The organism is Cuniculiplasma divulgatum, assembly GCF_900083515.1.
Classification (GTDB): domain Archaea; phylum Thermoplasmatota; class Thermoplasmata; order Thermoplasmatales; family Thermoplasmataceae; genus Cuniculiplasma; species Cuniculiplasma divulgatum.
In genome coordinates this window covers 296462-321242 of record NZ_LT671858.1, presented here as the reverse complement: position 1 = coordinate 321242, position 24781 = coordinate 296462, and the positions used below count along the sequence as shown (strand labels likewise).

Annotated in this window: 23 protein-coding genes; 7 read left to right on the top strand and 16 right to left on the bottom strand. The window is 38.0% G+C overall.

Annotation, left to right across the window (positions count from 1 at the left end; all coding sequences use genetic code 11):
- Positions 1–16 precede the first annotated feature (16 nt).
- Positions 17–1009 carry an ABC transporter permease gene (locus CSP5_RS01595; RefSeq protein ID WP_021789192.1) on the bottom strand — a complete coding sequence of 331 codons (993 nt, stop codon included), beginning with the start codon at positions 1007–1009 and terminating at the stop codon, positions 17–19.
- Positions 1010–1068: 59 nt separating this feature from the next.
- Positions 1069–3648, bottom strand: coding sequence for an ABC transporter substrate-binding protein (locus CSP5_RS01590; protein WP_172399372.1), 2580 nt, complete (start codon positions 3646–3648; stop codon positions 1069–1071).
- Between the two features lie 338 nt (positions 3649–3986).
- Between CSP5_RS01590 and CSP5_RS01585 the strand changes: the two genes are divergently transcribed.
- On the top strand, positions 3987–4247 hold the full coding sequence (locus CSP5_RS01585) for a hypothetical protein (RefSeq protein ID WP_021789194.1): 261 nt from the start codon (positions 3987–3989) through the stop codon (positions 4245–4247).
- A 112-nt stretch (positions 4248–4359) separates the two neighbouring features.
- Here CSP5_RS01585 and sepF read toward each other — a convergent pair whose 3' ends face one another.
- The 8 genes from sepF to CSP5_RS01545 form a co-directional block, all read right to left on the bottom strand.
- A complete protein-coding gene (gene sepF / locus CSP5_RS01580; RefSeq protein ID WP_077075878.1) occupies positions 4360–4692 on the bottom strand; it encodes a cell division protein SepF in 333 nt (110 codons plus the stop codon).
- 52 nt (positions 4693–4744) lie between these two features.
- Positions 4745–5287 carry a hypothetical protein gene (locus tag CSP5_RS01575; RefSeq protein ID WP_021789196.1) on the bottom strand — a complete coding sequence of 181 codons (543 nt, stop codon included), beginning with the start codon at positions 5285–5287 and terminating at the stop codon, positions 4745–4747.
- Entirely contained in the window at positions 5277–6272 is a 996-nt protein-coding gene (gene radA / locus CSP5_RS01570; RefSeq protein ID WP_021789197.1) for a DNA repair and recombination protein RadA, read from the bottom strand. The genes CSP5_RS01575 and radA overlap by 11 nt, the downstream gene beginning before the upstream one ends.
- Positions 6272–7285, bottom strand: coding sequence for a type II glyceraldehyde-3-phosphate dehydrogenase (locus CSP5_RS01565; RefSeq protein ID WP_077075877.1), 1014 nt, complete (start codon positions 7283–7285; stop codon positions 6272–6274). The genes radA and CSP5_RS01565 overlap by 1 nt, the downstream gene beginning before the upstream one ends.
- 10 nt (positions 7286–7295) lie before the next feature.
- Entirely contained in the window at positions 7296–8045 is a 750-nt protein-coding gene (locus tag CSP5_RS01560; protein ID WP_077075876.1) for a proteasome assembly chaperone family protein, read from the bottom strand.
- Positions 8046–8235: 190 nt separating this feature from the next.
- Positions 8236–8907, bottom strand: a complete 672-nt coding sequence (locus CSP5_RS01555; protein WP_241810767.1) for a glycosyltransferase family 2 protein — start codon at positions 8905–8907, stop codon at positions 8236–8238.
- Positions 8908–9095: 188 nt separating this feature from the next.
- A complete protein-coding gene (locus tag CSP5_RS01550; protein WP_148689530.1) occupies positions 9096–10565 on the bottom strand; it encodes a glycine--tRNA ligase in 1470 nt (489 codons plus the stop codon).
- 30 nt (positions 10566–10595) lie between these two features.
- Entirely contained in the window at positions 10596–11441 is an 846-nt protein-coding gene (locus CSP5_RS01545) for a CBS domain-containing protein (RefSeq protein ID WP_148689529.1), read from the bottom strand.
- 205 nt (positions 11442–11646) lie between these two features.
- On the opposite strand from CSP5_RS01545, the gene sfsA reads away from it, so the two are divergent.
- Both sfsA and CSP5_RS01535 read left to right on the top strand, forming a co-directional pair.
- Positions 11647–12336, top strand: coding sequence for a DNA/RNA nuclease SfsA (sfsA, locus tag CSP5_RS01540; protein WP_148689528.1), 690 nt, complete (start codon positions 11647–11649; stop codon positions 12334–12336).
- A 266-nt stretch (positions 12337–12602) separates the two neighbouring features.
- Positions 12603–14048: an NAD(P)/FAD-dependent oxidoreductase gene (locus tag CSP5_RS01535; RefSeq protein WP_148689527.1), complete on the top strand. Its 1446-nt coding sequence runs from the start codon at positions 12603–12605 to the stop codon at positions 14046–14048.
- A 14-nt stretch (positions 14049–14062) separates the two neighbouring features.
- On the opposite strand, the gene carB is transcribed toward CSP5_RS01535, so the two are convergent.
- Both carB and carA read right to left on the bottom strand, forming a co-directional pair.
- The gene (gene carB / locus CSP5_RS01530; RefSeq protein WP_148689526.1) at positions 14063–17059 is read right to left on the bottom strand and encodes a carbamoyl-phosphate synthase (glutamine-hydrolyzing) large subunit; all 2997 of its coding nucleotides are present in this window, start codon (positions 17057–17059) and stop codon (positions 14063–14065) included.
- Entirely contained in the window at positions 17043–18089 is a 1047-nt protein-coding gene (gene carA, locus CSP5_RS01525; protein ID WP_021789206.1) for a glutamine-hydrolyzing carbamoyl-phosphate synthase small subunit, read from the bottom strand. Before carA ends, carB begins: the two co-directional genes overlap by 17 nt.
- 192 nt (positions 18090–18281) lie before the next feature.
- Between carA and CSP5_RS01520 the strand changes: the two genes are divergently transcribed.
- On the top strand, positions 18282–18893 hold the full coding sequence (locus CSP5_RS01520) for a hypothetical protein (RefSeq protein ID WP_148689525.1): 612 nt from the start codon (positions 18282–18284) through the stop codon (positions 18891–18893).
- A gap of 73 nt (positions 18894–18966) precedes the next feature.
- Here the strand turns inward: CSP5_RS01520 and htpX are convergent, their stop codons facing one another.
- Together htpX and CSP5_RS01510 are read right to left on the bottom strand one after the other, a co-directional pair.
- Complete coding sequence (htpX, locus tag CSP5_RS01515; RefSeq protein ID WP_077075873.1) at positions 18967–19911, bottom strand: zinc metalloprotease HtpX; 945 nt, start codon at positions 19909–19911, stop codon at positions 18967–18969.
- A gap of 59 nt (positions 19912–19970) precedes the next feature.
- Complete coding sequence (locus CSP5_RS01510; protein ID WP_077075872.1) at positions 19971–20540, bottom strand: hypothetical protein; 570 nt, start codon at positions 20538–20540, stop codon at positions 19971–19973.
- A 93-nt stretch (positions 20541–20633) separates the two neighbouring features.
- On the opposite strand from CSP5_RS01510, the gene CSP5_RS01505 reads away from it, so the two are divergent.
- The 3 genes from CSP5_RS01505 (at position 20634) to CSP5_RS01495 (ending at position 23619) form a co-directional block, all read left to right on the top strand.
- Entirely contained in the window at positions 20634–21362 is a 729-nt protein-coding gene (locus CSP5_RS01505) for an alanyl-tRNA editing protein (RefSeq protein ID WP_083705177.1), read from the top strand.
- A gap of 40 nt (positions 21363–21402) precedes the next feature.
- On the top strand, positions 21403–22584 hold the full coding sequence (locus CSP5_RS01500; RefSeq protein ID WP_148689524.1) for a glycine C-acetyltransferase: 1182 nt from the start codon (positions 21403–21405) through the stop codon (positions 22582–22584).
- A gap of 96 nt (positions 22585–22680) precedes the next feature.
- Entirely contained in the window at positions 22681–23619 is a 939-nt protein-coding gene (locus tag CSP5_RS01495; protein WP_148689523.1) for a nucleotidyltransferase family protein, read from the top strand.
- On the opposite strand, the gene CSP5_RS01490 is transcribed toward CSP5_RS01495, so the two are convergent.
- Positions 23611–24141, bottom strand: a complete 531-nt coding sequence (locus tag CSP5_RS01490; protein WP_171970409.1) for a GNAT family N-acetyltransferase — start codon at positions 24139–24141, stop codon at positions 23611–23613. The genes CSP5_RS01495 and CSP5_RS01490 overlap by 9 nt on opposite strands.
- Complete coding sequence (locus CSP5_RS01485; RefSeq protein WP_021789216.1) at positions 24119–24760, bottom strand: MBL fold metallo-hydrolase; 642 nt, start codon at positions 24758–24760, stop codon at positions 24119–24121. Before CSP5_RS01485 ends, CSP5_RS01490 begins: the two co-directional genes overlap by 23 nt.
- Positions 24761–24781 lie beyond the last annotated feature (21 nt).

Sequence of the window (24781 nt, the reverse complement as noted above, 5' to 3'; positions counted from 1 at the left end):
CACCTAAACATAATTATCATACTTTAATTCTTGGATCGAGCCATGCGTGTATATAGTCAATCAGTGAGTATGCTACTATGGTTAAAAGAGAGATGATGAAAGTGGAGGCTTCGCTGAGAGGGTAATCTTCATTCAAAACTGCATGATAAAGTAATGGACCCATGCCTGGCCAGTTAAAAATAATAGCAACGATTAAGGACCCACTAATTAAAAATGATAACTGTAAGGCCAACCTTGTCGTAACTGGTATAACAGCTATTCTAGCAGCATGTTTTCTTAATATGGATTTTTCAGGAACTCCTTTCGCCCTTGCAGTTGTTATATGATCTTCTCCAAGTGTCGATACCATCGCCGCCCTCATGGTAATCATATGGCCCATTGATTCTATGATCAATAATGTACTAAATGGGAGAGCGATATGATACAACAATATCGGAAAAGTGCTAAGCGATGGGTGTGTGATGTATGTAAGTGGAACACTTGATTTCAGAGGTAGTACGCTCGAATAAACTGCCAGATAAAGAAACAATATGACCCCCAGAATGAAATATGGAATTGAATTTAATATCAAGCTAGTTGTCAACAACACTCCCTCTTTTTTTCCCCCTCTCATTTTTGATACTACTATTCCCAGAGGTATCCCAATTGCAAAGGATAGAAGAGCCGATGAGACTATAAGAACTAATGTGTAGGGCAGGGCATTTGCAATTTCGTTATATACATATTGACCGGGCGAATTAAAATCCTTTCCCCAATGAAATGTAAACATTTGATAAAGATAAGTTTCGAAATCCACAAGTGAAAACTTGCCATCCTGTAAACCAAGAGTACTTAATATTGCATCCTTCTGCTTCGTAGATAGAGGTGTCCCAGTCTTATTTGCTGATTTTAGAAGTAGTAAACCTGGGTTTCCTGGCATAAGTCTGAAGACTACAAATATTATAAGAGTCATTATAACTACAAGAGCAAATGCCTGTATGATTTTTCTAGTTAATAGATAAATATTCATTTATTTCCCCCATTTGAGACTGTATAAAAAAAAAGGTATTTAAAAATTTATTTTAAAAATTAAGATTTTATTTTTGGTTTTCTCATTACCACAAAAGCTGCTCCAGCTACCACAACAACAGCAACCACTACACCAGCTACGATGTAGTCTGTTGTGTAATTCGCTGTACTTACTGGTTTATTAGGCATCAATGTTAGCTCAACTGTAGCGTTTCCAGGTCCAACTGATGTCGAACCTTTAAGTTCTGCTATACCAGTTATGTTTACATCCTCTGAACTAACATGAACCACAGCTCCAGTACTATTTGTGGTTTCAAGGAGAGTATTCAAATCTTTTACTTCATATTTAAATTGCGCCACTCCGTTGGAATTTGTGGTTAGTGTTGTTGAAGTTATGTTGAATATACCTCCGTATGTAGCTGATATTCCAACCAGAACAGTAGCACCAGATACTGGCGCGGTCCCATTTGTTACAGTAAACGTGATTGTAGATGTCTCATTATCGTACTGAGTAGTACTAGAGCTTAAGGCAGCACTGACTGTGAGGTGATATGGGTATTTTACTGCTGTTGCTTTTGTCTTTTCTAATGAGAAGAACTGCCAGTACCAGTATATGTATACTGCATCAGGGTTTGTATGCGAATAGTTAGTGAATGTGTTTGTTTGTTCTGGTATGAGATCGACGAAGTAACCAAGGTTAACCATTGTTGCCTGTTGTATCATCAAACTCTGAAGTTGTTTAGCTTCGTGTACATTACTTGAAAGTGAGTTTGAGTTGACCATTTTTGCTGTTATGTTGTTAAACAGATCCTGCACCTGTGTGCCATTCAGTGTCTTTCCGTTAAATACCATACTAGAAAATGGACCTACATAGCTGTCAGTTGGTATACCATATTTGGGGTTAAGCGAATCACGACAATCAAGAGCTGGATCTCCTATGGGAGTACTGATTCCTAGATCACCTATTTGGTATAGGTTGCTGTTAGAGGATATTGTTCCGTCAATGTTTGATATGAGTGTTGTAAATGCTTCTTCCTTTAAGTTTACTGTTATACCAAGTTCGTTCCAGTATTTTTCTGTGGCATCGATCCCTTCTATGTTGTCTGGCGCAACAGAACCAACGGTTGTTTGTATGGTTAATGAAACTGGTTTTCCGTAATATTCAAGAGTTCCAGATACGTTGACCATACCAGGTATGCTTTTTATGAGGCTTTTAGCTTTTGCCATATTTAGCGTGTACTGAGGTGCAGATGAGTTGTAATACAATGTGTTCCCAGGGTTTACTGGGTCAGATGAGAGAACTGCATAACCATCGCTAATTGCGCTTGCTATGTATGCTGTCGGCGTGGCATAGTTGAGTGCTTGTCTGAATGCAGTTACGTTCATAGGCGCTACTCTTGTATTTAACCTTAGATAACCATATTGACTTGATGTTTTATGATATATGTACGAGCCAGGCGTGGATTGGATCTGTGGCAGGAAGTTTGGAGTTGGAGCCAGGGAAGTTGTGTCAATTTGACCTTTTTGATATGCAGCTATCATTGAGGACTCTGAGCTAAAGAATGGTTCATTTATTTCATATATCTTTGGAGTGTACTGTCTAAGTCCACTTGACTTGTTTGCATACTGTACAAAGTAGTGTGGGTTGACATACATAGTTTCGACATGGCTTGGTATTATGGCTCCTTCTGGCATGCCGTAGCTGTTCTGTACCATGAATGGCCCAGTTCCAACTGATCCTGGTGATCTTCCAGTGGCTGTGTTCCATCCCATATTCCAGTCATACCATCCATTTCCTGAGGATATTCCTGGTGTGTAGTTATAAAGACCGTCAACAGATGTGAAGTCGTGTTTTATCCATATGTGATATGGTAGTACATTATTCTCAAAGTCCGCTGTGAATAACAGTAGAGTTGGCTTTGAAACGTACACCTTAACGCTTAGGTTTCCGTTTGGTACAACACTCACAACATTTGGCCAGTCACCACAGGATTGTTGCATTCTAAAGGATTGAACTACGTCACCTGACTGCAGGTAGTATTTCTTCATTGTTGTGTTTTTATAGGATTTAAAAACGTGAGTTGTCATGTTTCCATTAAAGTAGTAATGAAGTACGTTTGAGAATGTATACGTTTGTGAGGCATTTGCTGGAGTCCAGTCAGTCCACTGAACATATGGTCTTAGGTGTATTGTATATACATATGAGTAATTTTCAGTTTTGTTAGTCAATAAATCGTACGTTTGGTTGTTTGCTGTTACGTGTGCTACAGAATAGTTAGATGCTAGCCATGGAACAACTTGGCCATTTGGTAAGGTGTTAAATAAACCATCATAAAGTTCTTCCACTACATAAGCATCACAATATGTTGTCTCCTGGAATGGATTCAACGAATTCACATTACAATCTATACCCATTTTGAATGTCCCATTAGTGTAACTTGGTTCTTGCATTGTAGTTGTTGGCATGCTCCAAGGAGTATTGCTTGTAGCAGTGCTCGGTTCACTATTAAGAACTGGTCCACTTTGGTTACCGGTCAAAACAGGCTGTGATCCACCAGATGCCAATGCGGATATGGCAAAAGCCGAACCCAGCATGAGCAACGAGAAGACCATCGCTATGACAAACTTCTTTTTATTCATTATCGTGCGTATGTTTATCATCCTATATAAATCATTTCCTTAGATTATGAACGTTTATATATCTAAAGAATTAACCCTATTTATTTTTTAATTTTTTTTGATTGCTTGATTAGAAATTAATGATCAGAGTTGCAATATTTTTTATTTGAATTTGCCAGATTATTTTCTTGTATATTATGCATCCAGTTTTTTTAGAATTCAGAAATAAATCATCATCCCCCATATGATAATCATTTTATTGCAATACTACCGAATGTAATTCTAAATACTTGGTTATTACGTTGTTTTACATGGCTAATGGAAAAATATAAGATGTACATTTTCATTAAGTAGAGTTCATGGCAAGATTTAAGTTAAACAAGGTGTATTTAGGTCTTTTAATTAATGTTTTGGCCGTAGTGTTGTTTTACCTGCTGTATCTGGATATATTAGCATCGATCACGCCTGCTGACCTCACAGCTTTTGGGTCGGCGATTCAGTGGGAAGGATCAATGTCTTACATAGCTTTCGTATTTTCCTCTGTTGCATTGATAATGCAGATCATAATATTCCTGTTAAGGAAACTCGCAATTTTTATTGGCTTGGAGAATCGCCAGTGATTTTCTGAAGAAGTGAATTTTTCTTCATTTTCTAAAATATTTTGTTACTAAAGGAAGCAGATTGAAGTAAGGTTTTATCTATTGATAAAAAACGCTCTTTCCAATTCAAGACTTAGATGTAATCGTCCCTTACCTTTTTCTTATCAAGGAATACATCCGATGGCGTTATTATGTAATAGAACTCGCCAAGTTTTCCAAAATCACCATTGATATCTTTTACAAGCTTCCTTATGGATACGTCAATCTGATTTGTGTTATTTGGATCCTTATTTGCGTTACTTATATCAATGATTACAATATTTTTCTGGTAGGCAAGTTTTGCTGCTCTTGATACATGATCAGCTCTTTCTACATCAACCACCTTTATAGACTTCAGGCTTCCACCTTCCTGAGAAGTGTCAAATCTGTAGTCCTGAAGATCGAGATACTCTATAGTATCGTCCATATCCTGTTCCTTTTGCCCTTTCTTTCCAATTAGTGCCGTATTATCACCTCTCTCATAACATTACAACGGAATCCATTCCCTTAATTTTCTTGATTTCACTCAGGAGGTCTGTTGTTATAGGGGTTTCTGTTACTATTCTTGCAACTGGTTCATCACTGATTATGGGATCGCTTACCATTACCTGCCTAATTCCAATACCTCTGCTGGAAATTAGATTAATTACGGAACTTATTATTCCTGGCTTTGAGGGGTCTTCCGCCCTTATTTCTACTATCCCAAGATCCAGAAGCTTAGAACTAGCACTGCTCATATCCGCTATTGGTCTAAGTTTTTTAAAGAATTCAAACAACTTTGGATCCTCTCTTATTTTCTTTATGACCTGTATTACAACCCTTTTATCCACGTCGATCGCCTCTGCAAGAGAGCTGGGTCTCACCTCTACCTTACCACTGTATAGAGAGTACTCACCATCAAATTTCTCATTCACAGAAAACCCGTAGTTCATCAGATATTTTATTATCTTCATCTGAGAAGGGTATTTACCGAAGGCATTGTTTATCAAATCCCACATGTTCATTTCCCTCCTATGTTCCATCTATTATACCATCTTCTGATACCTGAATAACAGCTTCTCCCTCCGGCAGATAGGGGGAGTCTATTAATCTTGCAATTCTCTTCCCGGCCTTTCCCTTTCTAAGGTATATTCTGAATGTTGCTGTATGCCCTACTATATTTCCGCCGATCGGTGCTGTTGGATCGCCAAAGAATACATCCGGTCTTGCGGCTACCTGATTTGTGACCGCTATGACTGCATTCTGGAGGGTTCCAAATCTTAGCAGGTCATGCATATGCCTGTTGAGCAATTGTTGCCTTTCTGACAGTGATCCCCTTCCCATATATTCTGAACGAAAATGTGATGTTAGTGAATCAACGATCAGGAGCTTAGCGTTGTATTCCTTCGCCATTTCGCTGGCTTTTTCACCAAGCAGTATCTGATGATGTGAATTATATGCCCTGGCAACGTGAATTCTTCTCAGTACCTCGTCAGAGTCTAGTTCTCTGTATTTGGACATCTGTATGATTCTTTCTGGTCTGAATGTATTTTCAGTGTCTATGATCAGGACATCTGAATTGAATCCACCTTTTTCCTCAGGCATGGTGCAGTTTACAGCAAGCTGATGCATAATTTGAGTCTTACCTGAACCAAATTCCCCAAAGAATTCTGTAATTGACTGAGTTTCAAGGCCTCCCCCAAGCAGTGAATCCAGGTTGTTGCTCCCAGTTGTTAGTCTTAAAACATCCTTTCTTTTCTGGAATATCTCTTCTCCTGTTTCAAAGTTTCCTATATCAGCGATTTTTCTTGCTGCTGAAATAATCTTTGCAACTGACCCTTCTCCAATTCCAGTAAGCTCAGAAACATCCTTGGGTGAGGCAGTCGCAATGGCCATTATATCATCAAGGCCATTTTCCCTGAGTTTTTCTGCTGTAGCTTCACCTACACCTGGAATGTCCTCTATTGTCAGTTTCTTGCCTTCGTCCTTTACATCTTCTTCTTTTTTCATCTTTTCATTTTTTTCCATTAATTTTTCCCCCTGATTTCCATTGCCCTATCTGTTTCCTCTATGGATGTTTCCTTATCCTTTTCCTGAAGCATTGATCTAATAGCATCAACGTTTTCTGGAACTACATCACTCTCCTGATGTACTGCCTGTATATATCTTAAATTATCATTGTTCGCAAATATAGATTCCTTCCAAACAGGTATTTCGAATAAGTCCCCCCTCTTTCTGCCCATTTCCTTCCCAAGATCCATCAACTGGGCAGTTGATATGAGTCCTTCTTTCCCTGATACCGTTATTATTCTTCCATATTCCTTAAACAGATCCAGAGTATCGTCCTGTGTAATACTTTTTTCTAGGGTTAGATTTACCACATGCACATGCATGAGTGTTGTTGGTACCTTTATTGCTACTGTATTGGCTTCTCCTATTTTCAGGACTGTCTTCAAATCTGGACCGTGGTGTGATGGAAAACCCAGAGACGGCTCAATTGCATTAATGGGCCCTTTCTTACTATCATTTGGATCGGTTGCCCTTCTTATTATAGTTGCTTCTACCTTTCTTACTCCGAACTTTTCCATGCATGCTGATACTGTCCTTGCCATTGCAGTTGTGTTGCATGAAACAACCCTTACGTAATCCTTACCCCATGAATCCACAAAATTACCATAGGCATTAAAGCTTGCTTCTACAAGTGCAGCTGATTCTCCTCCCTGAAATATGGCCTTTTTTCTTGCTGTTTTGTATACCTGTATATTTTTCTCTCCCTGTCCCTCTGGAGTTGCGTCAACAACAATATCCACATCATCCAGAAGTTCCTCCATCGTACCTTCGGCTTCTATGCTTGATTGTGAGAAGGCTTTCAATGATTCTTTATCACTTGAGAATATACGATAATTTCTTGATGCCTCCCTTGCCACATAATCTGGCTTCCTTTTCACTATACCGGCCACAGACATATCTTTCTGAGCCCTGACTGCATCTGCCACTCTCCTACCAATGGTTCCATACCCGTTAATAGCAACTTTTATCATTTTTAAATTTTCACCTGTATATTGAGTCTGGGCCTGTTAAAGAATCCTGATCAGCTGTTGCAGTTTTATATTCACTGGCTACCTTTGATATTTCCTCATGTATCTTTTTCACACTTTCCTCAAGCACAGTTGTTTTTATTCCTAACTTGTAAATAATGTTCAAAGCCTTAATAACAGATAGTACGGCGTCGTGATCGGGAATTGCAACCGATACATTTGTTAAAAGAGCAATTGCATTCTGTCCTGTGAGGATGCTCTCATTAAGGATGGCACCACCCATTCCACCGATTAAAGCGGCTTCTGCAATGGTTATTCCACTACTCTTCAGACTTTCAATTCTATCTAGACCGGCTACCAGATAAGCCTGTCTCTCCTCAGGAAGATCTTCTACTGGAACACCGTCTATGATTACAAATTCTTTGGGGTTGAATGGCTTGATCCACTCCATTAATGTTTCTGTAATTTCGTATAGACCCTCAATATCTACTGGAACCTCACACTGGATAACCATTAACGTTCCCTTATCGTTGGAATATATTCTGAAAGGGCTTCTCATCTTTCCACCAACAAATACTGTAACCGGAGCTATTTGGTGAGATTTCAACTTTGCAACTTCGTGCAAACCAAACTGTTCTATGATATAACTTGTTGTTGTTACACCCAATGTAGTCTGTCCGATGAAGCCTCCTATAACAATAGGGTTGTTGAAGTGTATATCTTCATTGCATATGACGCCAACCTTTGTCTGGTTATTTTCCATGAATAGATATAGACAAACTTTATATTTTAAAGTTTGGAAAAATCTCAATATGTTCTCATATCTGCACTTTTAGAGCTAAATCAAACCTTTTTGCTTAAAGGTTATCGTTTGATAAAAATATCTTAAGGAATGCAATCTTCAAGTGATTGTTATATATAGTTCTCAACGACGCCTAAGATCACCTTATCTATTACTTATTCACGTATTTAATGAAAAGTTCAAAGAGATTGTGAAAACCATCCTCCCATGTATTAAGCTTCGGTTTCGTTATTCTTACACCGTAAACAATTGGCACTTCAATCAATCTGCCATTTCGCATAGCCTCAATTTTTATATCCTGTGAATATGACATTCCATCACTGAGATTTTTCATTTTAGCATATAAATCTTTCCGAAAAATCCACATACCACTTTGAGAATCGTATAATCTGAAACCATATAGAATTGCCAGAGTTTTGTTAAGAATCTTATTTCCTATAAGGTGTAATGTGGTGTAAGTGTACGTTGTTCTCAGTGTCATCCTGTCACATGAGATGAAGTCAACCTTATCAATGAATAATAGCTCTATTAGGGGGCCAATTGCCTCTGCCGGATAAGTTCCATCGCCATCGAGGCAAACAATAATTTCCCCATTTGCTTCCCTGATGCCTGTTTTATAAGCTCTACCATATCCTCTACGTGGTTCTTCCAGGACTTTTGCACCCTTTTTTGAGGCAATCTCTCTGGTTTTATCCGTAGAGTTTGTGTCCACAACTATGATCTCAAAAGGATTAAGATACTGGAGATCATCTATGACCTTACCAATTGTTCTTCCTTCATTCATTGTTGGAATCACTATGGATATTTTGCAGTTGACAGTCACTTGAAGGTGCATAATTAATTAATTATTAATATATTTGTTAATATGTCCTCATTTTCAGAATTTACATGATCCTTTCGTTTGGAAAAAATTTAGAATGAAAAAACAGATTACATCAACATTCACGAAGTATAGAGAAATTGATGAGTGGGAACCAATTCTAAAAACAGATATGAAATTTTAGATTTTCATTAATTTAAATTCATTTTTTTAAATTCGTCCAAAACAGGATTCTTAAGGAATACTGGATAGTTCACAATAGTATCCACCTTAACTTCTCTTATCTGTTTCATTGAGTTTCTCTCCCTTATGGTTACCACATCCCTTTCAAGCGTGTCATAATCTACTGTTATGCAGAAGGGTGTTCCTATTTCATCCTGTCTGGCATATCTTCTTCCTATGGCCCCTGATTCATCAAATACTGAATATGGCTCAATTTCCTGGATTTTTGCAAATATCTCTTTCGCCTTTTCCAGTAATCCATCCTTTTTCTGTAATGGAAGGATGGCTACCCTGTATGGTGCCATCTCTGACGGAAAAGTAAGGTACGAGTATTCATTTTCTCTTTTCTTCATGTTTGATATTATTGCTGCCGCTATCATCCTGTCCATGCCTATTGAGGGCTCCAGTACCCTTGCTATTTTTTCTCCTTCATAAAACAGGTTTTGACCTGATTCCCGGATGTGCCTGGAAAGATCATACGTCCCCCTATCGGCTATACCGGCTATCTCGAGCCAGGAATCGTTAATCCTAACCTCTAAATCCCAGCACTCCTTCGAGTAGTGTGCAAGTTCATCCTTCCTGTGCTGCCTGAATCTAAGCCGTTCTTTGGAAATACCTATTTTTATGGCTAATCTGTAGACAGTTTCCATAAAGAAAGCATGATCATTGGAGCCTATAATATGCGACTTAACTGCATTTAGCAGTGTAATTTTATGCTCCCTAGAATACATATCATGAAGTGTAATCTGGTTTTCGTCTCTGGGGATGAAATTATCCTGACTGTCTGGTTCAAGGAAAACTTCTGCCTCAGCCATGTTGAACTCCTTCTGTCTTATTATTCCCTGCCTTGGTGAAATTTCATTCCTGAACCCTTTTCCCTGCTGTATTACTATCATGGGAAGTTTTCCCCTGTTGTAATTTAGAAGTAACTTGAAATTGACAAATATTCCCTGGGCTGTTTCAGGTCTTAGATACATTGTTTCATTACCGGATCTTGTTTCAAACATCAGATGAAATTCGTATGGGTCTGTTAAGACCGTGCCACATTTCTGGCATTTGAAGTTGCCATTTTCTACAATAGCTTTAGCCTCTTCCAGTGTCTCAGGTATTTTAGAGCCACCGTTACTCTCTATTATATTTTCAAGCTTGTATCTTGTTTTACATTTAGAACAGGTTATGGCCATATCTATAAACTTATCCACGTGACCTGAAGCTTTCAGAACTGCTTCCGGTGTGAGGTTTGGTGAGTCTATCTCGATTGCACCTATTCTTGTAAACTCATTTTTCCATTCCTGATATATTCTAGATTTCAGTATTGAACCAAGTGGGCCGTAATCATTAAATCCAGCAGAGCCGCCATAAATAGAAAATGATGGCCAGAAGAACCCTCTCCTTTTTGATAATTCAATCATGACTTCCAGTTCGTCCACTCCGTTCATTCTACCCCATCTCTGACTCCTATTTGATTATTATTTTTCTTTCATGAATACAGAAAGAATATCAAGATCGGTCAATATTCCTTCAAGACCATTGACGCTCGATGTGACGGGGAGCTGATTAAAATTGCCATCCCTCATCTTTCTTGCTACAAGAGCAAGTCTTTCGTTAAGATTTGCCACGACTGGCTTTCTAATAGCTATGGACTCCGCTGGATCCTCGGGAATCTTCAGGTGATTTCGTTCTATAAAATACGAGACCACGTTTCTAACAGAATCCCATGACCAGGGATCGTCTTCTGACATTGTTTCAACGTCATCAACTCTTACAGTACTTACATCGATTTTGTCGAAAAGGTCCCTGTCCGTGATCAATCCCTTGAAATTCCCGTGGGAATCTGTTACTGGATATGTGAATATGCCAGTAAGTCTCATAGATCTATAAACGACTGGAAGGGGAGTTTTTTCCCATATCGGGAAGGCAAGACTTTTCATTATCTCCTTAACTATGATATTTCCATAGGATTTTTCAATCGTTTTCAGAAAGTCCTGCGGTGTAAGAATTCCAATTACTTCTTCTTTGCTGTTAACAATTGCGGCATGTCTTCTCTTTTCCTTAACCATCAATATGGCTGCTTCTCTTATTTCTGTGTCTTCCCTAATGGATGGTTCGCTTCTTGTAATTCTGGTTGCCTGAGTTTCTTCGGGATTTGCGAAAACGTCTCTTCTTGATATTATTCCAACGTATTTTCCGTTAGAATTAACAACTGGCATTCCCGTAATGTTATTCTTAATCAAAACTGAAACTGCCTGTGCGACTGTGGAGGGTAGTTTAAATATTACAGGGTCTGGAGTCATGATCGACTGGACACTTTCCATGAATCAGTTAATAAGGACTGGATTAAAAATCCTATGTATGGTTCCCTCTATGTGCTTTTTAAATAACAAAATATCACATTCAAATTTAAATTTAGTATTCCATTTGGCAAATCCTAAATGCACTTATCAGGTATCTTCTTGATCCTGAAGGGTTTCTCTTAAGATATCAGCGACATAATAAATAACATTTATATCATTCTAAACTGTGGAATTTAGAAAAATAGAATATGGACACAGAGTAATGAAAATTGACTCTGAGCTTACGGAAGCAACTGTTATAGAAAGAAAAAACCGTTTTCTAGTAGAGGTCGAATCTTCAGGTAGAACTTTGAATGTTCACCTTCATGATCCTGGGAGACTAAAAGAGCTTATCTTTCCAGGCTCTAAAGTTAATATAAGGAAGACTAAGGGAGAAAAGACATCGTTTTCAATTACCTCCGTGATTCACAATGGTGAAGAAATATTAATTGATACAAGATTTCACAATAGAATTGCAGAAATATTTATTAATGGGAGTTTCCGAAGGGAAGTAACTCACGGCGATTCGAGATATGACTTCGGAATAGAGGATGGATATGTTGAGGTAAAGGGCTGTTCCATGCAATTAGGAGAATATGTCATTTTTCCGGACGCGCCAACATCCAGGGGAGCAAAACATATTCGTAATCTGACAAAAATGAGAAATGAAGGTATGGACACAAACCTTATTTTTCTACTTTTTCGCAGAAATACAAAATACTTTTACCCGAATATAGTAACGGATCCTATATTTGCAGAGGCTTTTTTTGAAGCTGTTTCATCAGGTGTTGGCATGATATTCCCTAGATTTTCTATGAAGGGAGATAGTATATTCTTTGAGGGTATGAACACTATTGGCGAGAATCCGTTCAATTGATTTTACATAATTTAACCTTTAGAATGAAAACGTTTGAGTTTTTTTAATGTCATTGATACGCTCTTTACAGATATATCACGATAAACGTGTCTTTATGAGCTAAGAAGTTGACAATATTTTACCTGACCTTTGATCTTTAATAATGTATTTTATTATAATCTCTAACCATCCTCAATTCATTGTCATTCACCTTTTAAAATATATGTAACTGCCTGAATTAAAAAATATTTAAAAGTTATCAAATATACAGTTTAAAAGGAATTAGTATGTCGGTTAAAAACGATTATGATTTAATTGTGGCTGGTGCTGGTCTGGCTGGAACTCTGGCAGCAACGATGGCCGCAAGAGGAGGAGTATCAGTTCTGCTTGTTGATAGGAACGAGGAGAAAAATGTTGGTAGAAAAACTAACTGGGGCTGGACATGTGGTGATGCGGTTGCAGCATCCCATATAGACTATATAGAGGAGAGCCTTGGAGTGAAGTTTTCAAGTCCTGAACTAGATCTTCCGGTAGACGGAGTTATGGCTCTATCTCCAGATCTTAATTCCCGCTACCCTTTCGATGGGAAGGGTTTTTCACTTAACAGGCCAGTCTTTGAAAGAAAGCTTCTATCCATTGCAAGAAGCGAAAAGATTGATTACATGTCCAAATTCGAGGTTACTGGACCCATAGTTGAGGACGGTTTTATTAAGGGTATAACAGGTAGAGATCAGGATGGAAAGAATGTAGAATTCAGATCAAAAATAGTTATTGATTCACTTGGTGTATCAACAGTTCTGAGGAGAAAACTACCTGAAAATAACTTTGTGGATAGAATGGTTGATATTGATGATATTGAGAGCACTGGCAGATATATTTATAATTTTGAGCTTGAGAAAGAGGACTCAAATTATTATGATAGCAGATATGCATTAATCCATCTCAACAATGAACTTGCTCCTGGGGGTTATGGCTGGGTTTTTCCCAAGTCTAACGGAAAGGTGAATATAGGACTGGGTGTTCAGAAAAAGGCTCTTGATATAAGAAACAAGAAAATGGGAAGAAATGACAATCTGCAGACCCTCATAGACAACTACGTAAAGTGGCTTCCAAATTTCAAAAATCTAAGTGTTGATGAAACTGACAATAATGGAAAGGGTATATGGTCTGTTCCAGTTAGAAGACAGATGGAGAGCCTTGTTTACAATGGATATATGGGTGCAGGCGATAGCATGACCATGCCTAATCCAATCAGTGCAGGAGGCATTGGACCAGCACTTATTGCAGGAGTTATTGCAGGAAGAAATGCAGCACAATCCATATCAAAGGGAGACGTGTCCATATCAGGTCTCTGGAAGTATAATCTTGACTTTAATGAAAAATACGGAATGAAAATGGCTGGAATGGAAGTTTTCAGGATTTATCTGCAATCAGTAAACAACGATATTCTGAATTATGGTATGAAAACGTTCCTGACTAAAAAGGAAGCCAGTGATCTGACTGTCGGAATGATTCCAGAGCTTTCTCTTGCAGGAAAAGCTAAGATGATAATAAAAGGGATGAAAAACATGAATGCGTTCTCAAATCTTGTATATACGGTGAGGAAGATGAATGAAATGAACAAGATATACGAGAACTACCCCAAAACTCCAAAGGAATTTGATTCATTCAAGAAGAGAGTCGTTGAGGAAATAGAGAATACAAAGAAGAGATTTCCAACTTCACCACTCTAAAATTAATAATATTATTATTTTACTATGAATTCCCATATATACTGGTTGTTTATTAGTGGTATTTTTTTAACATCTGCCATATGCGATATTTCTTTCCTTAGATGACTGTCAGTACTGCAAATCACATTTATGTTATCAGATGAATTTATAATTTTAATGGCATCCTCCTCTTTTATTTCCATTTTTCCATTATCATCAAAGAGCAAGATGTGATCTTTTCCGTAAAATATGTATCTCTCAGAACGAATTCTTAAAAATGATTTGATCTTCTCCTTTAATAAATCAAATGTTGGTGCCCTTACCATAGCTTCCCCTGTAGATCTCATCTCTGCGGAGAGAAGGTAGTCACTATCGTGAAATCTATTAAAAGGGAATACCGGTATCTTAACCGCATAGTCCTTAACATTTTCCTCTTTGATGATACAGTCCTTACCAAGGAGCATTGCGATCCCATTTTCAACCCAGTTTACACCTGACCACTTACTGATAAATGGAACGGTCCTGCTTGCTCTTGCATTGAGTTCGATGACATATAGCTGACCATCCTTTTCCATGAACTGAATGTTTGTAAATCCAGTTATGGCGTAAAAGTTCAGAAATTTTGCAGCAATGTCTCTCATCCTTTCTTCAAGTTCCTTATTGGGTATATCTGGACCACAAATTGCCATTGAATCTCCTGAGTGAATTCCAGCCGGTTCAATTTGTTTTAATATTCCTGCAACCAGAAGCTGATTATTATTGCTTACGAAATCCATATCATATTCAGTGGCCTGTTCGATTAGCTCAGAAATTAATAATGGGAATTTAACAGCACTGTTTTTCATTTTATTTACGAATATTTCAATATCGGCTGAGGTTCGGCTCACGAACATTGAAGAGCCTCCTATTATGAAGCTGCCCCTAATAATTACCCTATTCTGTAACAATCTTGATTTTTCAACTATTTCATTAATACTGAATGCCTCATGCCACCTGGCCTGTGTTATACCCAGCTGATCGAGGTCCCTTGAGAATACTGACCTGTTTTCAATTCTGGCTATGGAAGAAGGCTTTGTTCCCATAATTATATCTTCACCGTATATTTTTCCAATCTCATATGCCATGTTTTGCCCAGTCTGACCTGAGAACTGGATGATTATTCCATATGGCTTCCTTTTTTCGATTATTCCGCTCACATATTCGAGTGAAATAGGATCAAAATATAGTTCGTCAGATGTGTTAAAATCAGTGGATACAGTTTCCGGATTAGAATTTATCATCAGTGATCTGTAACCAAATTTTTTTAGTGCCTGAATTGCTTTTACGGAACTGTAATCAAATTCAAGCCCCTGTCCAATCCTGTTTGGACCTGATCCAAGAATTAGTACAGAATCCTTCTTCCAGGGACCACACTCATCATCCTCATAATATGTAGAATAGAGATATTTTGTCCTTGAACTGAATTCAGATGAAGATGAATCGATCATCCTGAAGCTTGGAAAAAGAGAAACTCTCTTTCTCATTAATAGGATTTCATACTCGCTTATTCCAGATCTCCAGGAGATTACTCTATCAGGATAGCCATATCTTTTAAGTTCCGGCAGATATTCCTCAATATTTTCTGCACACTTTCCAAGAAATTTGAACATATTAGATAGTCTATTGACTATATTTATTTGCCAGCCTGTTAATTCAGCAATCTTTTCAGAATCAATCTCCATATTCATTGCAGATATTATATATCCAAGCCTCTCCCAGTTTGCTGTCTTTAAATTATTAAATATCTCATCCCTTCCTACTTTTGAGAAGTATTTGCTGAAATCAAGCTCTGTCGATACTAAAGCCTTAAGAAAAGCTTCCTCGAAGGATCTTCCTATGCCCATAGCCTCTCCTGTGGATTTCATGGATATTCCGATGGTACCTGAATCAGAGAATTTTCCAACTGGCCATATGGGAATTTTCACTATTACATAATCCATTGAAGGTTCAAAGGAAGCGGATGTGTTTTCAGTTATGGGATTAGAAATAGAAAAGAGGGAATCACCTAAGATTACCATTGTTGCAACCTTGGCTATAGGATAACCACTTGCCTTGGAAGCAAGAGCAGAAGATCTGGATGTACGGGGGTTAATTTCAACAACGAAGAAAATTTCACTTTCCAGATCTATTGCAAACTGAACATTGCATGCTCCAACTATACCGACTATTTCAGCTATATCCAGTGCTGTTTTCCTCATTTTCTGATGGATATTATCTGGAATCGTAAGGGATGGTGTAACGACTATGCTCTCCCCTGTATGTACTCCCATAGGATCAAGATTTTCCATGTTGCATACCATGATGCTATTTCCTCTATGATCTCTGATGACTTCATACTCCATTTCAATGAGTCCCAACAGGGATTTCTCTATTTCCACAGATTTCTGAGTTGAATCTGAAAATATTTCATCTAGAACCGAGATCAGCTCTGAACTATCATTAATGATTTTTCCTGAAAGTCCTCCCAGAGAAAAGGATGTTCTGAGAATAACCGGAAAGTAATCAATTTCTGTTGCAACTTCCCTGTAGTTGCTCCTTTTGAGGGAAACAGACCATGGTATTGTTATGCCATTTTTTTCCATTACTGAATGGAATAATTCCCTGTCTTCTGCTATTCTTATGGATTCTGGCTGCGTTCCTAAAATTTTTACATTTTTTCCCCTAAGATAACCACTGTTATGAAGTTCCATTACAAGATTCAGAGCTGTCTGTCCTCCCATTGATCCTATTATGTGGGTCACTCCCTCGGTTTCAATTATACGTTCTGCATTTTCCACGTTTATGGGTTCAATATATACCCTATCTGCGTTGTAATTATCAGTCTGAATTGTTGCTGGATTAGAATTAAGGAGGATTGTGTAAATGCTTCTTTCCCTTAATATCCTGCATGCCTGAGTTCCTGCATAATCAAATTCTGCAGATTGCCCTATAACCACAGGACCTGAACCAATCACAAGTACCCTCATAACCTCTTCACTAGTTTCTGATACCATCCATTACACTCCTCATTAAATTAAAAAATCCGGTGCTATCCCTTGGTCCAGGCGAGCCTTCGGGATGAAACTGTGCGCTTAGAAGCATTTTGTCCTCTATTCCCATCATTTCAGGAGTGCCGTCATTCAGGTCCCTGTACATTATATCCACTCCTTTAATATACAGTGAATCTTCTGCTATTCTGAAATTATGGTTATGTGATGTAATAAACGATCTTTGTCCATTCCCAACAGAATGATTTGAACCATGATGACCGAATTTCATCTTTTCTATCCTGCCTCCAATAACCTCACCAATTATCTGGTGTCCTAAACAAACACCAAAGACTGGTACCTTACCTATCACATTTTTCAGTTCTCCCTTGAGTTCACTGAATACTTTGTTACCTGGATCGCCGGGACCGTTTGAGAGAAAGATTCCATCATAATCTTCATAGTTTTTTGGAAGATTGAAGATATTCACAACTTCAAGATCGCCTAGCTGTGAAACTTCCCTTAGGAGTGATGTCTTTGTGCCCATGTCAATAAAGAGAATTTTCTTATTACCTTCGCCCTTAATGTTATACGATTTTCCTGTTGAAAATTTTTTTATTAAATCCTCAGTATCCATTTCTGAAAAATTATCTGGCATCCTATCTGTAGAGCTTATGATCCCCTTAAGATTACCAGAATCCCTTATTTTTTGGGTTAACTTTCTGGTATCAATACCATATATTCCTGGAACATGTTTCAATTTTAATAGATCATCCAGAATTTTAAAAGTACCGTTTCCTGGAATGATTCCATCCTTGACTACTATTCCACTTGCGCTTATCCCATCACTCTGGGCTACATCCTTCATATAGTCATAGTAAAACATTGAGGGAAAGTTGAAAACTATGATCTGACCTCCGTATGATGGATCAGTCATTATTTCATAATATCCTGTGAAAGATGTATTGAAGACCAGTTCACCTGTTGAGTTTTCACATGAACCAAATGCCTTCCCCTCAAAGGACGAGCCATCCTCGAGAAGAAGGTATCTTCTCACTTCAGGCAACCTCCTTTATTCATGACGCGGACATATCCAGAGAAATCCCTGCAAAATTTGTTGTAGTTTCTCTGTTTCATTAGACCCTAAAAAGACTGATTATTCTTTGGTATAAAAATATTGGCACGACTGGATCAGGTATTGTTAATCAAACAGGGAAAAGATAATAATTGATTGTTACGATTGCAACCGATGAAATTCACCTATGCAAGTGGCAAGGTAGATTCTGGCACGGGAGAATTTGCATCGATCACCAGGTCAGGATTTGCCGGAAATCTGTCAATAAATATTTCAGGTAACTTCAATGCAATAATAAAAAGAAACACTGCCGGACTTGTAATTTACGATTCAAATGGGAGAGCAGGAATTATAAAAAGAAACCTTAACGTTGTTATTGGAAATGAAGAATATTTCGTCAAATTGAATGAACTTGGTTCAATTGTTTCAAATAAAAATTCTGAAACAGTCATAGGTGATTCTAATGTCAGTGTTCTTACAATCAGGAGAGAAGATAATGATGTTGTAGCAGAAATAAACGACAGTAAATACACTCTTCTGGCGATGATATATCTCGCACTAACAGGTTATTTTGAGAAAAGCATTCCAAAAATGCCCAGTCCATTTTCCAGAAGAAACGACGTTATTTCTAATGTAATGATTGTGGCAGCAATTCTAGTGTTTATTTTTCTTAACACGAAATATATAGGTGGTGTTTATGGAGGTCTTGCGCTAACAGTTCTGATCCTCATTGGTGCATTTATACTAAGAAGGATACCTCCCAGAATGAAAGAGAATCCGGAGTAAGAGCATTGAAATTATTCTCCTAATTGGTAAGATCACAAAACCCTCTCTTATAGACCTTTTTTGTTATATTTAACTATTGAACTTTCTTTAGTTTTTCAAGCATTTGTATCCTCTTTGCAGGATGAGGATGATCACTAAAAATTGACTGCGAAAGTGATATTTTCATATGCTTCCATTCCTCTAAAAGTCTCCTGTGATCTTTCATTTCTCCCTGATCAAGCCCTGAAAACATCAGCATACTGCTTGTTGAACTTCCTGCACTTTTTCTAAGATGCTTTTTCTGGGGTGTTGAGGCTACAATTTTAGCGAGAGCAGTCTGTAGGTTTTCGGCTCCACCGGGTATTGTTTGGGCTGAATTTACATCGGCATATGACTCCCTCATCCTGTTAACCCCAAGGATCATGATATTGAATACAAAACTCACACCCATCATTACCAGTGCTATTATGAATATTGAACCGTTACCACCCTTTCTTCCTCCTCCAAATAACATGGAATATCCAAAGTAGAAGATTATGGTTGGTATCAAACCTATTGCCAGTAAGAGCGCAACATCATGATGCTTAAGATGCCCAATTTCGTGACCCATTACAGCTTCAACCTCATCTCTATTGAGAATGTTAAGGAGACCTCTTGTCACTGCCATTCTTCTTCCTGAAAGAAGGGAACCGTATGCAAATGCATTTGCTACTGGAGTTTCGGCAATGAAAAGTTCCGGAACCCTCTGGTTATTATAGCTGCATACCTGCTGTAAGGAAGCATACAGCCATGCGGTTGATGGATCCTGTGGATTTACCTTTCTCAGATGATACATTCTTCCTATAATATATGGAGAAAGAAGATATTGAGCAATGTCCATTATGAGCACAATCACAAGTATTATTCCAAGAAATGAAAAAGAATATGATAGGTTAAAGAAATAATTTGCCACCACTGAAATTATAAGACCAGCAATAACTGCGATGCCTATCCCTGCCAGTATTGTTGCCAATCGTATTCTAATACCAGTGCTATCCATACTCTGATATTAAAAATCAGCTTAAGAATATTTCTGGAAAAAATATTGAAAGAATACAATTATTGAATTGTTCTGTTCTGCTCCATCTCCCTCTTTCTTTTCCTTTTTTCTTCCATGCCCACTCTGGCTATGCCAAATCCAAGTATAAGATAATAAAATGTGAGAAACCCAGTGAAAACATAGAAAATAAGGTTGCTTAAGGACGATGGAACATCAAAGGCAAAGGACCATATGAATACTAGGCTGAATGTATAAAAAACCATTGAAGCTGCGTAAATTACCCAGTGTTTTCTAAATGCTGTTATAATATTCCATTTTCCCTGGAAATTTAACCTCTTTCTTCTTGATCTTAATATAGATGTTGTCACTGGAACGAATATGAGAGAGTAAATAATCATCAGTATTGCTATATCCAGAATTGATGAAAGTCTGAAAAACAATCCAAAAATGAAGGGGATAATGGAAATAACTATGACATTAATTATTACAAATAACCATGCAGTGTTTTTTCTTGAAAGTAGCCTCACTATTATGTAGGTTGAAATGAGTGGAGCAATGAACGCAAAAATGCCCATTATGTATTCAAATGACTTATCCCAGAAACTTCTCGTTGTTGCGCATATCTTCAATACTCTTAATTTTTTGGAAATGAGATAACAGTAGGAGTTGATATAACTGACACGATTGCATAGAGATATATACAATGTTAGAATAGAAAAATAATGACGGAGAAATTATATTTCAACGATTCATATTTGAAGGAATGTGATGGCAGAATTAACAGGATTAACGATAAAGGGGTTATTCCTGATCGAACAGTTTTCTATCCTTCAGGAGGGGGGCAGCCAGGAGATTCAGGAATTCTTACGGTAAATGGAAAAGAGTACAGGGTTGGTAACACCGTAAAAGAGGGAGAAGAGGTACTTCTTCTTATCGACGGTCCTTTTGATGATTTAAAGGAAGGAGATCACTTTCATGGAACCATAGACTGGCATAAAAGATACAGTTACATGAAGTTTCATACCTCTATTCATCTCATAGATGGAATTGTAAATAAAATGCCTGATTATGAAGGTCTGATCACCGGTAGTCAGATATATGAGGATAGGGCGAGAGTGGACTTTTCCATTGAGGATTTTTCTCAGGATATGGCCCAGGAAATAATAAACAGAGTTAATGGAGCCATAATGGAAAATCACGATATCAGGGTAAAATATATATCAGGGGAAGAAGCAGTGAAAATACCAAATATTTCAAGAACAGCACCAGGTAGAGAACTTATAAAGAACCTTTCTATTGTAAGGATCATTGAGATAGTCGGGATAGATGAACAGGCTGATGGGGGAACACACGTTTCGAATACCAGAGAGCTTGGCCAGATAAAATTGCAGAAGATAGAGAACAAGGGAAAAAAGAATAAGAGGTTATATTTTACACTGGTACCTTTTTAATACATAGTTAATTTTTTCTTTAAGTAAGCCATTCTTAATCATGACAAGTTTAGAATGGGTTGACCAGGAACTGGAAAATTTGAAAAATGAGGGCAGATATGTGCCTATAAGAATTCTTGAAACTTCTCAGGGAGCTCACGTGAAGATTGAGGGAAAGGAAGTTCTCAATATGTGTTCCAATAATTATCTTGGACTCGCAAATAATCCAGAGGTAAAGAAAGCAGTTGTTGAAGCTATTGATGAATATGGGATAGGAGCAGGAGCTGTAAGATCCATAGCCGGGACAATGGAAATACACATGAAATTAGAGGAAAAAGTAGCATCCTTCAAGCACATGGAATCAGCGCTCGTATATCAGGGAGGGTTGCTTGCAAATCTTGGAACAATACCTGTTCTTGTGGGCAAGGAGGATGTGATTTTCAGTGAAGAATTAAATCATGCAAGTATAATTGATGGCATGAGGTTGAGTTCGGCAAAGAGATATGTGTACGATCACATGTCAGTTGAAAATCTTGAAAAAAACCTTAAAGAACATAGAAAGGAGGGAAAAAGATCACTAATAGTCACAGATGGTGTCTTCAGCATGGATGGGGATATAGCACCTGTGAAGGAGATACAGGAATTAAAGGATAAGTATGATACAATGTTCTATGTTGATGATGCCCACGGTGAAGGTGTACTTGGAAAGAATGGAAGAGGAATAGTTGATCACTTCGGTCTTCAGGGTAAGGTAGAAATTGAAATGGGTACTTTTTCCAAGGCTCTGGGTTCTATGGGGGGCTTTGTCGCAGGAAGTCAGAAATTAATAGATCTGCTTAAACAGAGGGCAAGACCATTTCTATTCAGCAGTGCGTTGAATCCAGGAGATACTGCAGGAGTTTTGAAGTCCATAGAAATAATGGAAAGAGATGATTCACTGGTCAAGAAACTGTGGGAAAACGCAAACTTCCTTCAGAAAGGATTTAGAGATGCGGGTTTCAGACTCACCTCCACAAAGACACCGATTACTCCTGTTGTCATAGGAGATGAGAAAAAGACTCTTGAACTCAGCAATTATCTATATAAAAATGAGGGAGTTTTTGCCTCACCAATTGTTTTTCCCACGGTCGCAAAGGGAGTTGCCAGGATACGTGTCATGCCTTCGGCTGTACATTCCAAAGATGACCTGAAGAGAACGCTAGAGGCTTTTGAGAACGGAGCGAAAGCCTTGAAGATTATGTAAATAATTTCAATATTTTTTAAATATAGCCAGTGAAGCGTCGTTTTGTTGACAAATTATAAAATATCTCCTTTTACTACTTGGAATAAGTGTGAATGAATGATAGGAGCAATTTTGTCCGGAGGATACGGCAAGAGATTGAAACCGATTACTGATGAGATTCCAAAAGTTTTAGTTGAAATAAAACCAAACTATACCATAATGGACAGACAGATACTGGATTTTAAATATCTTGGAATTGAAGATATTTACGTACTATCAGGACATCTTGGTGAAAAAATAGAGGATAGATATGGGAAAGTCCACGATGGAATAAGATTCCATTATCTAAAGGAAGAGAAACCTATGGGTACACTTTATTCCATAAGGAATCTCCTTGAAACTGTTGGTGATGAAGACGTAATGTTGAGGAATGGTGATACCATTACAGATATTAACTTCGAACACTTCAGAAAGTTCTCAAAAGAATCCGCTTTTGGAATGACAATGCTAGTGACAAGAATGAGAAGCCCTTACGGCATAGTGGAAATGAATGGAGACCAGGTTACTTCTTTCAGGGAAAAACCAGTTCTGGAACATTACATAAACTCTGGTCTTTATTATATTAAGAGTTCGATAAGGGAGATTTTTTTCAATGAATACAATGGAAAGGATGTTGAGATAACTGTATTTCCTGAAATAGCCAAGAGGAGACTCCTTGGAGCATACAAGGAGGATTCTTTGTGGATCGGGGTGGATAGTGAGAAAGAGCTTGAACAGGCAAGATCCGAATATAAGGGCAGGGAAGATACCAGCTTTGGATACAAGAAGGATATCTTTGAAAATGACAGATTGGGTATAACAGAATATCTTGTGAAAGATGATTATTCTGCAACCATAACACCAGAAGATGGAAATCTGCTAAGAATACTGAGTGGAAGTGGGATAATCAATGGCAGCCTGAAGGAGTCTTACACCCATGGCACCGTAATAAAAATTGAAAACCCAGTAACAGTAAAAGCCCAACAGACTACAAGATTGGAAGTGTTCTCAAACTAGCTGCTTCCACATTACATAAGCATCTGAGCCATCACTGTAATAATTTCTCAATATGGAGGTAACCATAAACCCATGTCTCTGGTAAAATTCTATTCCCCTCCTATTGTCTGTCCTCACTTCAAGCCTTACAGTTATAAAACCGTAAATCTGGCATGTCTGAATAAAGTTTTCAATGATTTCCCCACCAATACCCAGGCTTCGATATTTTTCTTCTGTTGCAAGCATAAGTATTCTTGCTTCACTTTGTGTCACCTTCTTTCCTGCGAGGAAACCAAATATTCTGTCCCTTACTGAGTATACAATAAACCCATCTGGCCAGCCCTGGTAAATTTCCATCATAAGGTCTCTGGAATACCTTTCCGACAGAGATTTCTGTGAAATCTCCATCGCTCTCTTAATCTCATATGGCTCTATTCTTCGGACCACATGTTCCTGTAGTTCCTCTCTCTGCATTTCTATGCTTGAATATGTATTGGTATTTAATAACCCTTTTTTAGAATTATTCCTCCCGAATAGCCTCATGATTTCCTCCATCAAATCTGAATGGCTTACCGTGTCCCGGAAATACTGTGGCTTCCTTTTCTTCACTCAGGGTCTGAATGGATGATAACGCTTTGTTATAATCGAGAGTAAAACCCCTGTTGACGGTTACTGTCTCACCGTTTTTCATTGCTGCATCACCAACAAAAAGTGCCTTGAGACTGGTGAAAAGATATGATGTGCTATCTGGTGTGTGCCCGTTTGATTTTATAACCTTTATTCCATCATATTTCAATTCCGAGACAGGCCTTACATCCTTTACAGGTTTTGATTTCATTACAGTTGCCACAAATTTGGACATTAAACTACTGGCAGGGGTCATCTTCTTCTGTCCCTTAACAACGTCTATTTCACCATCTGGCACATATATAACAGGATTAAAGGTTTCTTTTACCAGTGACAGCCCACCAATATGATCGGGATGATAATGGGTTATGAGTACTATATTTGGTTTTGTCTTCAGTGCATTATAATATTCCACAATCTTTTTTCCTGAGCCCTTGGTTCCAGCGTCAATGAGGAACCGTTTTCCATTGTAAGAAACGTCATAACAGTTTGCCATGGTTCCAGGGATAAGTGTGAATGAGTTCACGACTTCCATAATAATAAAATGTAATACCGT

Coding starts and splice junctions, on each gene's coding strand:
- CSP5_RS01595 (WP_021789192.1), bottom strand. CDS start 1,009: ATGAATATTTATCTATTAACTAGAAAAATCATACAGGCATTTGCTCTT.
- CSP5_RS01590 (WP_172399372.1), bottom strand. CDS start 3,648: ATGAATAAAAAGAAGTTTGTCATAGCGATGGTCTTCTCGTTGCTCATG.
- CSP5_RS01585 (WP_021789194.1), top strand. CDS start 3,987: ATGGCAAGATTTAAGTTAAACAAGGTGTATTTAGGTCTTTTAATTAAT.
- sepF (WP_077075878.1), bottom strand. CDS start 4,692: ATGGACGATACTATAGAGTATCTCGATCTTCAGGACTACAGATTTGAC.
- CSP5_RS01575 (WP_021789196.1), bottom strand. CDS start 5,287: ATGGAACATAGGAGGGAAATGAACATGTGGGATTTGATAAACAATGCC.
- radA (WP_021789197.1), bottom strand. CDS start 6,272: ATGGAAAAAAATGAAAAGATGAAAAAAGAAGAAGATGTAAAGGACGAA.
- CSP5_RS01565 (WP_077075877.1), bottom strand. CDS start 7,285: ATGATAAAAGTTGCTATTAACGGGTATGGAACCATTGGTAGGAGAGTG.
- CSP5_RS01560 (WP_077075876.1), bottom strand. CDS start 8,045: ATGGAAAATAACCAGACAAAGGTTGGCGTCATATGCAATGAAGATATA.
- CSP5_RS01550 (WP_148689530.1), bottom strand. CDS start 10,565: ATGAACGGAGTGGACGAACTGGAAGTCATGATTGAATTATCAAAAAGG.
- CSP5_RS01545 (WP_148689529.1), bottom strand. CDS start 11,441: ATGGAAAGTGTCCAGTCGATCATGACTCCAGACCCTGTAATATTTAAA.
- CSP5_RS01535 (WP_148689527.1), top strand. CDS start 12,603: ATGTCGGTTAAAAACGATTATGATTTAATTGTGGCTGGTGCTGGTCTG.
- carB (WP_148689526.1), bottom strand. CDS start 17,059: ATGGTATCAGAAACTAGTGAAGAGGTTATGAGGGTACTTGTGATTGGT.
- CSP5_RS01520 (WP_148689525.1), top strand. CDS start 18,282: ATGAAATTCACCTATGCAAGTGGCAAGGTAGATTCTGGCACGGGAGAA.
- htpX (WP_077075873.1), bottom strand. CDS start 19,911: ATGGATAGCACTGGTATTAGAATACGATTGGCAACAATACTGGCAGGG.
- CSP5_RS01505 (WP_083705177.1), top strand. CDS start 20,634: ATGACGGAGAAATTATATTTCAACGATTCATATTTGAAGGAATGTGAT.
- CSP5_RS01500 (WP_148689524.1), top strand. CDS start 21,403: ATGACAAGTTTAGAATGGGTTGACCAGGAACTGGAAAATTTGAAAAAT.
- CSP5_RS01495 (WP_148689523.1), top strand. CDS start 22,681: ATGATAGGAGCAATTTTGTCCGGAGGATACGGCAAGAGATTGAAACCG.
- CSP5_RS01490 (WP_171970409.1), bottom strand. CDS start 24,141: ATGAGGCTATTCGGGAGGAATAATTCTAAAAAAGGGTTATTAAATACC.
- CSP5_RS01485 (WP_021789216.1), bottom strand. CDS start 24,760: ATGGAAGTCGTGAACTCATTCACACTTATCCCTGGAACCATGGCAAAC.